The sequence below is a fragment of the Burkholderia latens genome (assembly GCF_001718795.1).
Lineage (GTDB): Bacteria > Pseudomonadota > Gammaproteobacteria > Burkholderiales > Burkholderiaceae > Burkholderia > Burkholderia latens_A.
Genome location: NZ_CP013435.1, coordinates 1993511 through 2008737, shown reverse-complemented (window position 1 = coordinate 2008737; position 15227 = coordinate 1993511). Strand labels below are relative to the sequence as shown.

The 15227-nt window shown below is 68.1% G+C and carries 10 protein-coding genes and 2 tRNA genes; 6 read left to right on the top strand and 6 right to left on the bottom strand.

Annotated elements, in window-relative coordinates; translation table 11 throughout:
- Nucleotides 1-175: 175 nt before the first annotated feature.
- From WK25_RS09350 to WK25_RS09340, 3 genes are all read left to right on the top strand, one after another.
- Nucleotides 176-251, top strand: a tRNA-Val gene (locus WK25_RS09350).
- A 23-nt stretch (nt 252-274) separates the two neighbouring features.
- A tRNA-Asp gene (locus WK25_RS09345) sits at nt 275-351 on the top strand.
- A 490-nt stretch (nt 352-841) separates the two neighbouring features.
- On the top strand, nt 842-2776 hold the full coding sequence (locus WK25_RS09340; RefSeq protein ID WP_069241486.1) for a SurA N-terminal domain-containing protein: 1935 nt from the start codon (nt 842-844) through the stop codon (nt 2774-2776).
- Between the two features lie 91 nt (nt 2777-2867).
- Here the strand turns inward: WK25_RS09340 and WK25_RS09335 are convergent, their stop codons facing one another.
- Nucleotides 2868-3533, bottom strand: coding sequence for an arylesterase (locus WK25_RS09335; protein WP_040144378.1), 666 nt, complete (start codon nt 3531-3533; stop codon nt 2868-2870).
- Here WK25_RS09335 and WK25_RS09330 point away from each other — a divergent pair.
- Nucleotides 3532-4233, top strand: a complete 702-nt coding sequence (locus WK25_RS09330) for an ABC transporter ATP-binding protein (RefSeq protein ID WP_069241485.1) — start codon at nt 3532-3534, stop codon at nt 4231-4233. The two genes, WK25_RS09335 and WK25_RS09330, sit on opposite strands and share 2 nt — an antisense overlap.
- 83 nt (nt 4234-4316) lie before the next feature.
- On the opposite strand, the gene pgi is transcribed toward WK25_RS09330, so the two are convergent.
- The 3 genes from pgi to WK25_RS09315 form a co-directional block, all read right to left on the bottom strand.
- Entirely contained in the window at nt 4317-5939 is a 1623-nt protein-coding gene (gene pgi / locus WK25_RS09325) for a glucose-6-phosphate isomerase (protein WP_059547663.1), read from the bottom strand.
- Between the two features lie 111 nt (nt 5940-6050).
- Complete coding sequence (locus WK25_RS09320; protein WP_069241484.1) at nt 6051-7598, bottom strand: NAD(P)H-hydrate dehydratase; 1548 nt, start codon at nt 7596-7598, stop codon at nt 6051-6053.
- A 54-nt stretch (nt 7599-7652) separates the two neighbouring features.
- A complete protein-coding gene (locus WK25_RS09315; protein ID WP_069241483.1) occupies nt 7653-8957 on the bottom strand; it encodes an FAD-dependent oxidoreductase in 1305 nt (434 codons plus the stop codon).
- A 339-nt stretch (nt 8958-9296) separates the two neighbouring features.
- On the opposite strand from WK25_RS09315, the gene purL reads away from it, so the two are divergent.
- On the top strand, nt 9297-13361 hold the full coding sequence (purL, locus tag WK25_RS09310; protein ID WP_069241482.1) for a phosphoribosylformylglycinamidine synthase: 4065 nt from the start codon (nt 9297-9299) through the stop codon (nt 13359-13361).
- Entirely contained in the window at nt 13361-13903 is a 543-nt protein-coding gene (locus tag WK25_RS09305; RefSeq protein ID WP_040144372.1) for a GNAT family N-acetyltransferase, read from the top strand. Before purL ends, WK25_RS09305 begins: the two co-directional genes overlap by 1 nt.
- A 214-nt stretch (nt 13904-14117) precedes the next feature.
- Here the strand turns inward: WK25_RS09305 and WK25_RS09300 are convergent, their stop codons facing one another.
- Nucleotides 14118-14900 carry a peptidylprolyl isomerase gene (locus WK25_RS09300; RefSeq protein ID WP_059547654.1) on the bottom strand — a complete coding sequence of 261 codons (783 nt, stop codon included), beginning with the start codon at nt 14898-14900 and terminating at the stop codon, nt 14118-14120.
- 18 nt (nt 14901-14918) lie between these two features.
- On the bottom strand, nt 14919-15227 hold the full coding sequence (locus tag WK25_RS09295; RefSeq protein ID WP_069241481.1) for a BolA family protein: 309 nt from the start codon (nt 15225-15227) through the stop codon (nt 14919-14921).

Below are 15227 nucleotides of genomic sequence, written 5' to 3'. Positions count from 1 at the left end.
GGTGCGTGCCGCGGGTTTTTTTTATGTGCATCGACGTTCGGTGTTCTCGCGTGTTCGTCGGTGCATAAAAAAATTTGCGTGCGGGCTTGGCAAATTGATCGGGGATGAATTAAACTTGCGGGCTCGCTGGTTGTTGATGCCGAAACGCAGATCGCAGCCAGAACGAATCGGAAACGGGTGCTTAGCTCAGCTGGTAGAGCGGCGCCCTTACAAGGCGTAGGTCGGGGGTTCGAACCCCTCAGCACCCACCAGTTTCACGATTCAGCCAGACCAAGGAGCGGTAGTTCAGTCGGTTAGAATACCGGCCTGTCACGCCGGGGGTCGCGGGTTCGAGTCCCGTCCGCTCCGCCAGAAAATGAAGAAGCCCGCCTCGTGCGGGCTTTTTCATTTGTATCGTCGGAGGCGCACGCTTGCGTGCGCGTGACCGCGGAGCGGAGGAAGCCGCCTGCGCGGCTTCCGGCGGGACTCGAAGGGTTGCGCGTGCACGCGCAACCGCGGCCTGCGGGATGTAGGCGAGTCCCGTCCGCTCCGCCAGAAAATGAAGAAGCCCGCCTTGAGCGGGCTTTTTCATTTGTATCGTCGGAGGCGCACGCTTGCGTGCGCGTGACCGCGGAGCGGAGGAAGCCGCCTGCGCGGCTTCCGGCGGGACTCGAAGGGTTGCGCGTGCACGCGCAACCGCGGCCTGCGGGATGTAGGCGAGTCCCGTCCGCTCCGCCAGAAAATGAAAAAGCCCGCGTTACGCGGGCTTTTTCATTTGCGTCGTCCGTTGCGTACCGCGTTTTTTCCCGTCCCATCCCGTATGTTGTAATATCGGTCGTTTTGTCCAATTTTCCCGTCACGCATGCTCGATTTCTTCCGTAATCACCAGCGCCTGATGATGGCGCTCCTGCTCCTGATCGTGTTGCCGGGGCTGGGTTTCGTCGGGATCCAAGGTTTCCGCGGTTTCTTCGACGACAGCGCGAACGTCGCGGCGGTCAACGGGCACAAGATCACGCGGGTCGAATTCGACGGCGCGTTCCGTCAGCAGATCGACCAGGCGCGCCAGGCGCTCGGTGGGCAGTTCGACATCAAGATGTTCGATACGCCCGAGCATCGCAAGCAAGTGCTCGACGGCCTGATCCAGCAACGCGTGCTGGCCGACGAGACGCAACGCCTGCACCTCACTGCGTCCGACAATGCGGTGCGCGACGCGCTGATGAGCGACCCGATGATCGCGTCGTTGAAGAAGCCCGACGGCTCGATCGACGTCGAACGCTATGCGCAGCTGCTGTCGTTCCAGGGGATGACGCCCGAGCAGTACCAGGAGCGCGTGCGTTACAGCCTCGCACTGCAGCAGATCCCGGCGAGCATCGTCTCGAGCGCTTTCACGCCGAAGGGTCCGGCCGAACGTCTGTCGGCACTCGCCGCGCAGCAGCGCGAAGTGCAGGCGCTCGTGCTGAAGGCGAGCGACTACGCGGCGAAAGTGCAGCCGACCGACGCGCAGCTCGCCGCATACTATGACGCGCACAAGCAGAGCTTCGCGACGCCGGAAACGGCAACGATCCAGTATCTCGTCTATTCGCCGGCCGCTGCCGCTGCGAGCGCGCAGCCGACCGATGCCGACATCAAGAAGTTCTACGACGACAACCCGACGCACTTCCGTTCGGAAGCACAGGTGCGCATCAGCCACATCTTCATCGCGGCAGCCAGCGACGCCAGCGCCGCCGACAAGGCCGCGGCAAAGGCGAAGGCCGAGCAGCTGCTGGCTGACGTGAAGGCTCACCCGGACCAGTTCGCGCAGATTGCACAGAAGAACTCGCAGGACGCGCCGTCGGCAGCGAAGGGCGGCGATCTCGGCTTCATCACGCGCGGCTCGACGGCAGGCGGCAAGGCGTTCGACGGTGCGGCATTCGCGCTGAAGCAGGGCGACGTGAGCGGTGTCGTACAGTCGGATCTCGGCTTCCACATCCTGAAGGCCACGGAAGTGAAGCCGTCGGTGGTCAAGCCGTTCGCGGACGTGAAGGACCAGATCGCGGCGCAACTGAAGCAGCAATACGCGGCGAAGGCGTTCTCGGACAATGCGGAAGGCTTTACGTCGACCGTGTATGAAAAGGCGAAGTCGCTGCAGCCGGCGGCGGACAAGTACAAGCTGACGATCCAGACGGCCACCGTCACGCCGACGCCGAATCCGCAACTGCCGCCGACGAGCCCGCTGAACAATCCGAAATTCCTCGCTGCGGTGTTCGCGAGCGACTCGGTGAAGAACCAGAACAACACGCAAGCGATCGACGTGGGCAACAACACGCTGATCTCCGCGCGCGTGACCGATTACAAGCCGGCCGCCGTGCCGGCACTGGATGCGATCAAGGACGCGGTGCGTCAGAAGGTCGTCGCCGAGCAGGCCGCCGCACTCGCGAAGAAGGACGGCGCGGCGAAGCTGGCCGAACTGCAAAAATCGAAGTCGACCGACGGCTTCGCGGCCGTCCAGAAGGTATCGCGCACGCAATCGCAAGGACTGACGCCGGCTGCGCTGAGCGCCGTCTACAAGGTTGACGCGAAAACGCTGCCGGCATACGTCGGCGTCGACCTCGGCGCAGACGGCTATGCGATCTATCGCGTGAACGCGGTGATCGCGGGTACGGCCGTCGATCCGCAGCAACTTGCGGCCGCGCAGCAGCAGATGGCGCAGGTCGAAGCGCAAAGCGAAGGCGAAGCGTATCTCGCCGCACTGCGCGACCGCTCGAAGGTGAAGCTGTACGGCACCACGCAGAGCCAGTCGCAGGACGGCGGCAGCTAAGCACGGCACCGCTTCCGGTTTCGCGCGCAACGATAGAAAGCCTCGCTCGACGCGGGGCTTTCTGCTTTCAGGGGGGCGCCACGCGTGCGGCTCAACCGCGCGGCTTGCCGAGCAGCGGTTTCAGCGCGGGCCAGACGTTGTCGAGGAGGATGTGCTGTGCCTGTTGCGCGGGATGCATCTGATCCGGCTGGAACATTTCCGGCTTGTTTTCGATGCCGGCCAGCAGGAACGGCACGAGCGGGACGCCCAGCTCCTTCGACAATCTCGTATAGACCGCGTGGAATTTCTGCGTATAGTCGGGCCCGTAGTTCGGCGGCACGTACATGCCGACCAGCACGACCTTCGCGTGTGCGTTGCGCGCGTCGGCGATGATGTCGCGCAGGTTCTGCTCGGTCGTCGCAAGCGGTACGCCGCGCAACGCATCGTTCGAACCGAGCTCGACGACGACGATCGACGGCTTGAGCCGCTGCAGCACCGCAGGCAGCCGCGCACGGCCGCCGCTCGTGGTGTCGCCGCTGACGCTCGCGTTCGCGACGCTATAATCGATTCGCTCGGCCGCGAGCCGCTGCCGCAGCAGCGCAACCCAGCCGGTGTCGCGCGGCAGTCCGTATTCGGCCGACAGGCTGTCGCCGAGCACGACGAGCGCGGGCTGACCCGATGCCGCGGTCGCGGCGCGCGCAGGCATGGTTGCTGCGAGCGCGGTGCCAAGCAATGCGGCCAGCGCCGCGCGTCTTTTCCAGCGGAATGTCGTGTCCATGTTCAAGATTACCGATCCGATCATCGAAGTCCATGACGTATGCAAGCAGGTTGCCGATGCAACGGGCGCGCTGACGATCCTCGACGGCATCTCGTTTGTCGTACGCGCGGGCAGCAGCCTCGCGATCGTCGGGGCATCGGGGTCCGGCAAATCGACGCTGCTCGGCCTGCTTGCGGGATTGGACAGCGCGACGAGCGGCACGGTTCGCTTGCTCGGCCGCGCGCTCGACCAGCTCGATGAGGACGAGCGCGCGGCGCTGCGCAACGGAGCGGTCGGGTTCGTGTTTCAGTCGTTCCAGTTGATGCCGCACCTGACGGCACTCGAGAACGTGATGCTGCCGCTCGAACTGCAAGGCGGCATCAGTGCGCGCGAAGCGGCCGATCGCGCGAGGGCGCTGCTCGTGCAGGTCGGGCTCGGCGAACGCACCGCACATTATCCGAAGCTGCTCTCGGGCGGCGAGCAGCAGCGCGTTGCGCTCGCGCGCGCGTTCGTCACGCATCCGGCGATTTTGTTTGCCGACGAACCGACCGGCAGCCTCGACGCGGCAACCGGTCATGCTGTCATCGACCTGATGTTCGAATTGAACCGCACGCACGGCGCGACGCTTGTGCTTGTCACGCACGACACCGAACTCGCGCGGCGCTGCGCGACGACGATCACGATCGATGCCGGACGCATCGTTGCGCCGCACGCGGTGTAGCAGTCACGGGGTTTTCGTGCCGGCCGCACGGCACGGAAGGGCAGATTGCCTCGTGCGGCCGGTGTTCGCATGACGCCGTCGCGTCAGCGCTTGAGCGCCGCGCGGGCGCGCTCGATCAGCGCGGTCGTCGACGAATCGTGCTTCGCCGGATCGACCGACTCGGCCGACAGGTCCGCTTCCACGACCTTGCCGAGAATCTTGCCGAGCTCGACGCCCCACTGGTCGAACGGATTGATGTCCCACACCGTGGCCTGTACCAGCACCTTGTGTTCGTAGAGCGCGATCAGCGCGCCGAGCGCGCGCGGCGTCAGCGCGTCTACCAGCAGCGTCGTCGTCGGGCGGTTGCCGGGGAACGTCAGATGCGGCGCGAGCGCTTCCTTGCCGGGGCCGGCGACCTCCCGTGCTTCTTCCAGCGTGCGGCCGAGCATCAGCGCTTCGCTCTGCGCGAAGCAATTCGCCAGCAGCTTCGGATGATGGCTGGCGAGCGGATGTTCGGGCGTCAGCACCGCGATGAAGTCGATCGGCACGATCGTCGGGCCCTGGTGCAGCATCTGGAAAAACGCGTGCTGGCCGTTGGTGCCCGGCTCGCCCCACGTGACCGCCGACGTCGGGTAGTCGACGAACGAACCGTCGAGCCGCGCGGACTTGCCGTTGCTTTCCATCTCGAGCTGCTGCAGGTAGGACGGCAGGTAGTGAAGCGCTTCCGAATACGGCGCGACGAGGTAGCTCTGCGAGCCGAAGAAGTTGCGATACCAGATGCCGATCAGGCCGAGCAGCACCGGCAGGTTGCGCTCGAGCGGCGCTTCGCGGAAATGGCGGTCCATGTCGTTCGCGCCGGCGAGCAGTTCGTCGAATTGCTCGGGCCCGATCGCGATCATGATCGACAGGCCGACCGCCGACCACAGCGAATAGCGGCCGCCGACCCAGTCCCACATTTCGAACACGTTGTCGGCCGCGATGCCGAACTTCACGACTTCGGCCGGATTCGCCGACACGCCGACGAAGTGCTTCGCGAGCGCATCCTCCGGGCAACCGCGCGCGACGAACCAGTCGCGCAGCGAGCGTGCGTTCGTCATCGTCTCGAGCGTCGTGAAGGTTTTCGACACGATGATCGCGAGCGTTTCCTCCGGATCGACCTGCTCGAGCACGCGCGCGAGATCGGCGCCGTCGACGTTCGACACGAAGTGCGTCGAGATCTCCGGCGTCGCGACGTGGTGCAGCGCGTGCGTAACCATCTTCGGTCCGAGATCCGAGCCGCCGATACCGATGTTGATCACGTGGCGGATGCGCTTGCCGGTGTAACCGGTCCACACGCCGCTGCGCACGGCGCGCGCGAAGGTCGCCATCTTCGCGCGCTCCGCGCTGACCTGCGCATGGAACGGCGCGTGCGGGTCGGTCGCGCGCAGTGCGGTATGCAGCGCTGCGCGGCCTTCGGTCGGGTTCACGATCTCGCCGGCGAACATCGCGTCGCGGCGCGCTTCGACGCCCGCTTCGCGGGCCAGTTGCACGAGCAGGCGCAGCGTGTCGTCGTTGATGCGGTTCTTCGAGAAATCGGCCGCGAGGCCGCCGCCCGGAATCGTGAAGCGTTCGGCGCGGGTCGGCGCGCGGTCGTTTTCCGGCGCGAACCAGTCGCGCAGCCGCGCATGGCGGATTTGTTCGAAGTGGGATTGAAGGGCAGTCCAGGCGGGGAGCGAATTCAGCGTCATGGCGGTTCGAGTGAAGCGTGAATCGGGAGGAATGCCGCGCCGGCGCATCGGGAGCGTAAAGCCGGCGGACGAGCGGGCCCGCCGTGCGGCGGGGCACTCAGTATAGCGGCGTTATATGTCGGCGCGCCGCGACGGGTAAAAAAGGCGATTGACCAGCGTGCGCACCATCGGCGCGAGTTCGCCCGCGGTGAGGCCGACCGGCCCCGTGCCTTTCGCGGTCAGCGTGTCGGCCGCGAGGCCGTGCAGGTAGACGCCCGCGAGCGCTGCTTCGTACGGGGCCACGCGCTGCGCGAGCAACGCGCCGATCAGGCCGCCGAGCACGTCGCCGGTGCCGCCGGTCGCGAGCGCGGCATTGCCGGTCGGATTGATCGTCAGGCGCCCGTCGGGCGCCGCAATCACCGTGCCCGAACCCTTCAGCACGACGATGCTCGCGTAGCGCGTGGCGAGCGAGCGTGCAGCGGCCAGGCGATCGTGCTGTATCGCCGCGGTGTCGCAGCCGAGAAGGCGTGCGGCCTCGAGCGGATGCGGCGTCAGCACGCACGCATGGCCGCGCGCGCCGCGCGTGGCGACCGCTGCCGCGAGGTCGGCGTGCGTGGCGACGAGATTCAGCGCATCGGCATCGAGCAGCGTCGCGATGTCGTGCGCAAGCACGTCGCGCACGAGCGCCGCGGCGGCGTCGCGCGTGCCGAGGCCGCAGCCGGCGGCGATCGCGGACATCGCATCGAGCGTCAGACTGCCGGCCGGATGCAGCATCAGTTCGGGAAACGGCGGATCGTACGGCGGCGCGCCGGAGCCGAGACAACCGACATGCACCTTGCCGGCACCCGCAAACAGCGCCGCGCGCGCGGCGAGAATCGGCGCGCCGCACATGCCGGTGTCGCCGCCGAGCACGGCGAGGCTGCCGAACGTGCCCTTGTGCGACGCGAACGCACGCGCGGGCAGCGCCGCGGCGAACAGTGCGGGCGCGTTCAGCACGACCGCAGGCGCGGCGGGCGGCGCAACGTCGAGCGTCGCGATGTCGATGTGGCCGGCGAGGTCGCGGCCGTCGCCGGTGTACAGGCCCGGTTTCGCGCCGATGAAGGTGAGCGTGTGCGTGGCCGCGACCGCAATGCCCGCGCCGACGACCCGGCCCGTATCGCTGTCCAGCCCGCTCGGCACGTCGAGCGCGAGCACGCGGCCGCCGCCGCGCGTGTGCGCGGCGATGCGCGCGGCCTGCTCGGCAAACGGGCCGTCGAGCGGGCGGCCCAGGCCGATGCCGAACAGGCCGTCTACGACCCACGCGTAATCGTCGAGCGACGCGGGCGGCTCGGCCGACAGCGGTACGCCGGCGGTGCGCGCGAGTTCGAGCGCCCATTGCGCATCGTCGGGCTTGACCGGCACCGGCATCCACGCCTGCGTGGCTACGCCGAGCTGCTGCAGCTGCACCGCGGCCACCAGCGCATCGCCGCCATTGTTGCCGGGGCCGACCGCGAACCACACCGCGCGGTCGTCGCCGGCCACACGCTCGGACAGCCAGCGCGCGGCCGCCGCGCCTGCGCGGCCCATCAGCGTGTGCGGCGGCAGTCCGGCGGCTGCGGCGGCTTCGGCCGCCCGCAGGTCGGCGACGCGCAGCAGCGGCAGCGGAGCGGTGGAGTCGGGAAGCGGGCGGGTGTTCGTCATCGCGGGATCATGGCGGCGGGAAGAGGGGGCCGCCCCGGCAAGCGCCCGCGGCGGTCAGGTCGCGAAGCGCGCGGCGCTCAGTGCGGCCAGCGTATCGGCGGGCCACTGCTGCGTGTCGCCGCCGACGTAATCGGTCACCACTCTAGCAGAGCCGCATGCGAGCCCCCAACCCGCCGGACCATGGCCGAAATTGACGAACACGCGCGGATGCGGGGTCGGACCGACGACCGGCAGGCCGTCCGGCGACAGCAGCTGCGTGCCCTGCCACGACAGCGCGGCGGAGATCCGCGCGGCGCCCGGCACCCAGTCGTGCACGGCCTGGCTCAGCAGCGCGAGCGTGGTCTCGGATAGGTGCTCGGGCAGGGGCTTCGCGGTGTCGGCTGCGCTCTGCAGCACGGCGGCGCCCCCGATACGCAGCCGCTGGTGGCTCCGCGTGATCGAGATCCGCTTGATCGAATCGACGACGCTCAGGTGCGGTGCATGTTCTTCGTACGCAACGGGCGCGGTCAGCGTATGGACGCGCACCGGATGCAGCGGCAGCTGCCAGCCGAGCCGCTCGAGCAGCGGCAGGCTGCCTGCGCCTGCCGCGACCACGATCGCATCGGCCGCAATCACGTCGACTTCGTGTGCCTTCGCCGTGTGCCGGCCGCCGCCGGCCGGCGCGAGTTCGACCGCCACGCGGCCGTGGTCGACGCGAATCGCGGCGACGTCCGCGCCGAAACGGAACTGCACGCCGTGCTCGTCGAGCGCCTGTCTGACCAGCTTCGCGAACAACGGGCCGTTGCCGGTGCGTTCGGCGTCGAGCAGCACGCCGCCGGCGAAGCCGGGCTCGGCCGGCACCGACGGTTCCAGCGCCGCGCATTCGTCGGCGGTGAGCACGCGGTACGGCTGGTCGAGCGTGCGCAACAGGTCGAGCGCCGGCTGCAGTGCATCCCAGTCGCGCGGCTCGCGCACGACGTGCAGGATGCCGGGCTTCTGCTCGAATTCGAGCCCGAAGCGCGCCTCGATGTCGGCGAGGGTGTCGCGCGACGCATCGATCAACGGGCGCAGCCGCGCGTACTGCGCGGCGAAGGCGTCGGGCTCGCGCAGCGTGGCGAGCTGCTTGACGAAGCGGCGCACGCCGCCGTTGAAGCCGGGCTTGTAGACGATGCCGGTGTCGCGCGGCTGGCGCCCGCGCATGAAGGTCGGGCCGAACCAGACGTCGAGCGGGCTCGGGAGCAGCATGCCGCCGTCGCCGTAGGTTGCGCCCTGCGCGACGGTTGCGTGGCGTTCGACCACGCACACGCGATGGCCGGCCGCGCGCAGCTGGTAGGCGGTGGCGACGCCGCTGATTCCGCCGCCGATGACGATGACATCCATGGATTGCTTCGATGACGGGCGGCGTGCGCCGCCCGGTGAGAATTCGCTGACGGGCCGCTGGCCCGGTGAACCGCGAATGATAGCGCCAAAATCGCGCCGGCCGGCGTCGCGCACCCACGCCGGTCGCGCCGTCGTGCGGCCATGGGCTGCGATCGCCGCGCGTGCCGGCCCGGGCGGCGGTTTCCCGGAGCGGCGTCGCGCGGCCGGCGCGCTGCACCGTCGCGGTGCGCGACGGGTGCGGATCGACCGGTCTGGGACGACCGACTTCCGGGTATAATTACGGCCTTCCTTTCGCCCCACGTCGCCACCTCGCGCGACTCATCGACGTCAGTCCAGCCCATGGCTCACTTCTCGTGTTTTCCCGGCGCTTCGGCCCTCTCCGATTTCCGTCAAACCCGCCTGCTCGACACGCTCAGGCAAATCGACGCCAACATCGTCGCGGTGCGCGGCCAGTTCCTGCACTTCGTCAATGCGGCCGAGCCGCTGTCGGCTGACGACAACGCCCGCATCGACGCGCTGATGCACTATGGCGCGCCGTTCGAGCCGGCGGCCGAAAAGGGAACGGCCGAGACCTTCGTCGTACTGCCGCGTTTCGGCACGGTCTCGCCGTGGGCGAGCAAGGCGACCGACATCGCGCAGCACTGCGGCCTCACGCAGGTGCGCCGTATCGAGCGCGGCATCGAATTCACGGTCACGCTGAAGTCGGGCCTGCTCGGCGGCAAGAAGGCGCTGTCCGACGACGCGCGCGCAGCGGTTGCCGCCGCGCTGCATGACCGGATGACCGAGAGCGTGGTCGCCGCGCGCGACGATGCGAAGCACCTGTTCGACGAACTGCCGGCCAAGCCGTTGTCGACCGTCGACGTGCTGGGTGTCGGCCGCGCCGCGCTCGAGCAGGCGAACGTCGAGCTCGGCCTCGCACTCGCCGACGACGAGATCGACTATCTGGTCGACGCGTTCCGCAAGCTCGAACGCAACCCGACCGACGTCGAGCTGATGATGTTTGCGCAGGCGAACAGCGAGCATTGCCGCCACAAGATCTTCAACGCGCAGTGGACGATCGACGGGCAGGAGCAGGACATGTCGCTGTTCGCGATGATTCGCAACACCGAGAAGGTGAGCCCCCAGGGCACGATCGTCGCGTATTCGGACAACTCGTCGATCATGATGGGCGCCGAAGCCGAGCGCTGGTTCCCGCGCAACGCGGGCGCGGCGGGCGAGCCCGGCCAGCGCTACGGCCGCCACACCGAGCTCACGCACACGCTGATGAAGGTCGAGACGCATAACCACCCGACCGCGATCTCGCCGTTCCCCGGCGCGGCGACCGGCGCGGGCGGTGAAATCCGCGACGAAGGCGCGACGGGCCGCGGTGCGCGTCCGAAAGCCGGCCTCACCGGCTTCACGGTGTCGAACCTCGACTTGCCGGATGCCCGCCAGCCGTGGGAAAACGACCGCGACGCCGCGCAGCCGATCGCCGAGCGCAACCCGAACGAGCAGCACGGCCCGTACGGCCGCCCGGACCGCATCGCGTCGCCGCTGCAGATCATGATCGACGGCCCGCTGGGCGGCGCCGCGTTCAACAACGAATTCGGCCGGCCGAACCTCGGCGGCTACTTCCGCGTGTACGAGCAGAACGTCGGCGGCCAGGTGCGCGGCTATCACAAGCCGATCATGATCGCGGGCGGCCTCGGCAACATCGCGGATCAACACACGCACAAGCATGACGTGCCGGCGGGTTCGCTGCTGATCCAGATCGGCGGCCCCGGCATGCGCATCGGCATGGGCGGCGGCGCGGCGAGCTCGATGGCGACCGGCGCCAACACGGCCGAACTCGACTTCGACTCGGTGCAGCGCGGCAACCCGGAAATCGAGCGGCGCGCGCAGGAAGTGATCAACGGCTGCTGGCAGCTCGGCGCGGAAAACCCGATCCTGAGCATTCACGACGTCGGCGCGGGCGGCCTGTCGAACGCGTTCCCCGAGATCGTCGACGGCGCGGGCAAGGGCGCGCGCTTCGAATTGCGCAAGGTCGCGCTCGAGGAATCGGGCCTGTCGCCGCGCGAGATCTGGTCGAACGAGGCGCAGGAGCGCTACGTGCTGGCGATCGCGCCGGCCGACCTGCCGCGTTTCGAAGCGATCTGCGCGCGCGAGCGCTGCCCGTTCGCGGTGGTGGGTGTCGCGACCGACGAACGCCAGTTGCGCCTCGTCGACGACGAAGCGACGGGCGCGGATGAATTCCCGGTCGACATGCCGATGGAAGTGCTGCTCGGCAAGCCGCCGCGCATGCACCGCGACGTCACGCGCGTCGCGGTCGAGCGCGCGCCTGTCGACGTGACGGGCATCGCGCTGTCGGAAGTCGCGGTCGACGTGCTGAAGCATCCGACGGTCGGCAGCAAGTCGTTCCTGATCACGATCGGCGACCGTTCGGTCGGCGGCACGTCGGTTCGCGACCAGATGGTCGGCCCGTGGCAGGTGCCGGTGGCCGACTGCGCGGTGACCGCGCTCGACTACGCGGGCTTCAAGGGCGAGGCGATGACGATGGCCGAGCGCACGCCGCTCGCTGTAATCGACGCACCGGCGTCGGGCCGCATGGCCGTCGGCGAGGCGATCACGAATATCGCGAGCGCGCCGATCGCGTCGCTCGACAAGCTGAAGCTGTCGGCGAACTGGATGGCTGCGTGCGGCACGGCCGGCGAGGATGCCGCGCTGTTCGACACGGTCAAGGCGATCGGCATGGAGCTGTGCCCGGCGCTCGGAATCGGCATCCCGGTCGGCAAGGATTCGCTGTCGATGAAGACCAAATGGGACGAGCAGGGCGTCGCGAAGGAAGTGGTGTCGCCGGTGTCGCTGATCATCTCCGCGTTCGCGCCGGTCGACGACGTGCGCCGCCATCTGACGCCGCAACTGCGCCGCATCGCCGACGCGGGCGACAGCGTGCTGATCGCGATCGATCTCGGCCGCGGCAAGAACCGGATGGGCGGCAGCATCTTCGCGCAGGTCACGCAACAGGTTGGCGACGAGACGCCGGACGTCGACGACCCGGAAGACCTGAAGCGGTTCTTCAACGCGATCCAGTCGCTGAACGCGCAGGGCAAGCTGCTTGCGTACCACGACCGCTCGGACGGCGGCCTGTGGGCGACGGTGTGCGAGATGGCATTCGCGGGCCATGCAGGCGTGTCGCTCAACGTCGACATGCTGACGCTCGACCCGAACCACGAATCCGACTACGGCGACGCAAAAGACTGGGCAAAGCAGACGAGCGGCCGCCGTGAGGATCGCACGCTGCGCGCGCTGTTCTCCGAAGAACTCGGCGCCGTCGTGCAGGTGCGCGCGGCCGACCGCGACGCGGTGCTCGCCGCGCTGCGCGAATTCGGCCTGTCGGCGTGCTCGCACGTAATCGGCACGGTCAACGATCGCGACATGATCGAGGTGTATCGCGATGCGAAGAAGGTGTTCGATGCGCCGCGCGTCGAACTCCATCGCGCGTGGAGCGAAGTCAGCTGGCGCATCGCGCGCCTGCGCGACAACCCGGCCTGCGCGGACGCCGAATACGACACGCTGCTCGACGCGGCCGACCCGGGCATTTCGCCGGTGCTGACCTTCGACCCGGCCGACGATGTCGCCGCGCCGTTCATCGCGACGGGCGCGCGCCCGCGCGTCGCGATCCTGCGTGAGCAGGGCGTGAATTCGCACCTCGAAACGGCCTACGCGTTCGACCGCGCGGGCTTCGACGCGCACGACGTGCACATGAGCGACCTGCTCGCGGGCCGTGCGACGCTCGCCGATTTTGCGGGCGCGGTCGCGTGCGGCGGCTTCTCGTACGGCGACGTGCTGGGCGCCGGCGAAGGCTGGGCGAAGACGATCCGCTTCAACGCGAACCTCGCCGACATGTTCTCCGCGTTCTTCGCGCGCCCCGACACGTTCGCGCTCGGCATCTGCAACGGCTGCCAGATGCTGTCGAGCCTCGCGTCGATGATCCCGGGCGCCGAAGCGTGGCCGAAGTTCACGCGCAACAAGTCCGAGCAATTCGAAGCGCGCTTCTCGTTCGTCGAAGTCGAGAAGTCGCCGTCGATCTTCTTCGCCGGGATGGAAGGCTCGCGGATTCCGGTTGCCGTCGCGCACGGCGAAGGCTATGCGGACTTCTCGCAGCAGGGCGACATCGAGCGCGTTGCGGTCGCGATGCGTTATGTCGACCACCGTGGCGAAGCGACCGAACGCTATCCGTTCAACCCGAACGGCTCGCCGGCCGGCATCACGTCGGTCACGACGGCCGACGGGCGCTTCTCGGTGCTGATGCCGCACATGGAGCGCGTGCACCGCACGGTCACGATGAGCTGGCATCCGGAAGGCTGGGATGACGCGAGCCCGTGGATGCGCGTATTCCGCAACGCACGCCGCTGGATCGGCTAATGTTCGATCCGCACGCGCCGGTCGACATCGTCACGCTGCGCGACGAGCGCGCGAGCGACGTCGATGCGATCGGTCGCGTGATCGTTGCCGCGTTCGCGGACGCGCCGCAGCAGGGCCAACTCGAGCGGCAGATCGTCGACACGCTGCGCGCGGACGGCGCGCTGAGCGTGTCGCTCGTCGCGGAGCGCGATGAGCGCGTGATCGGCCACGTTGCGTTCTCGCCAGTGTCGATCGGCGGCGAGCCGGCCGGCAGTCACGGCTGGTACGGGCTCGCGCCGCTCGCGGTGCGGCCCGAATGCCGGCGGCAGAGTGTCGGTGCGGGGCTCGTGCGCACGGGGCTCGACGCGTTGCGGCGGCTCGGTGCACGCGGCTGCGTCGTGCTCGGCGAGCCGTCGTACTACACGCGTTTCGGTTTCGTGCCGTCCGGCGATCTCGTATTCACGGGCGCGGCGCGCGCGTATTTCCAAGCGCTTGCATTCGATGAAACCGCGCCGCAGCCGTCGGGCGCGGTTCGTTACCACGACGTGTTTCATCGGGTGTAGCGGGCCGCAGCGCCAATCCGCTTGCCGTGTCACCGTTCACAAAAGCCGCGTCGAGCGGCTTTTTTCGTTTCCCGACCGATGCGTCGACGTGCCGCATGCCCGCAAGTCGGTCGTGCTCGTCGCCCCGTGCGAGTCGCTCCATACGCGAGCCGGTACGAAAAACAAAAAGGCCGCTCACACGGAGCGGCCTTTGCGCGGGCGAGCTTCGCCGGCGTTACTGGATCTTCGCCTGCTGACGCAGCCCTTCCTCGAACGCCTGCAGCTTCTGCTGCACGATTTGCTGCGCGATCTGCGCCTTCACCTGGTCGAACGGCGGCGGTGCGATGTCGCGGATGTCGTCGACGCGGATGATGTGCCAGCCGAACTGCGTCTTCACCGGCGCATCGGTCATCTGGCCTTTCTGCAGTTTCTGGGCGGCCGCCGCGAATTCCGGCACGTACGCCTTCGGGTCCGACCAGTCGAGGTCGCCGCCGTTCTTGCCCGAGCCCGGATCCTTCGAGTACTGCTTCGCCAGATCCTCGAACTTGGCGCCGCCCTTGATCTTCGCGATCAGGTCCTTCGCCTGTTGCTCGCTTTCGACGAGGATGTGGTGCAGGTGATACTCGCGATTGCCGCCGGCGCCTTTGACGAGATCGTCGTAGCGCGCCTTCACTTCGGCGTCGGTCGGCTGGTTCTTCTTCAGGAAGCTCTCGATCATCGAGCGCAGCACGACCGTCTGCTGCGCGACGGCGACCTGTGCCTTCACGTCCGGACGGTTCGGGATGCCTTCGCGGATCGCTTCCTGCATCAGGATTTCGCGGTTCACGAGTTCCTGGCGCACGGCCTGCTGAAGCTGCGGGCTGTCGGTCTGTCCTTGCTGGACGAGCTGCGCAACCATCGCGTCGGCGCGCGACTTCGGAATCGGCGTGCCGTTGACGACGGCGATGTTCTGGGCAAATGCCGGTGCCGCTGCAAAAGCAGCCGCCGCGACCCACAGGCGGGGAGATTTCAGGATCATCGGGAATTCCTGTTGAGACTAGATTGAAGATTCGTTGAATTCTTCGGGCGTGTACGCCACGATCGCGAGCGCGTGAATGCCGCGCTGCATCGCATCAGCGAGCGCATCATACACCAGCCGGTGGCGTGCGACGCGTGGCTTGCCAGCGAAGGCGGCCGACACGATGGTCACCGTGTAATGGCCGCCGGCGGCGGCGCCGGCGTGACCGGCGTGCTGCGCGCTGTCGTCGCGCACCGCGAGCGACAGCGGCGCGAGCGACGCGGTGAGGCGCGCTTCGATCAGTGCGATGCGCTCGTCCGGCGAGGCGTTCAAAAAGACGTCGGCCAT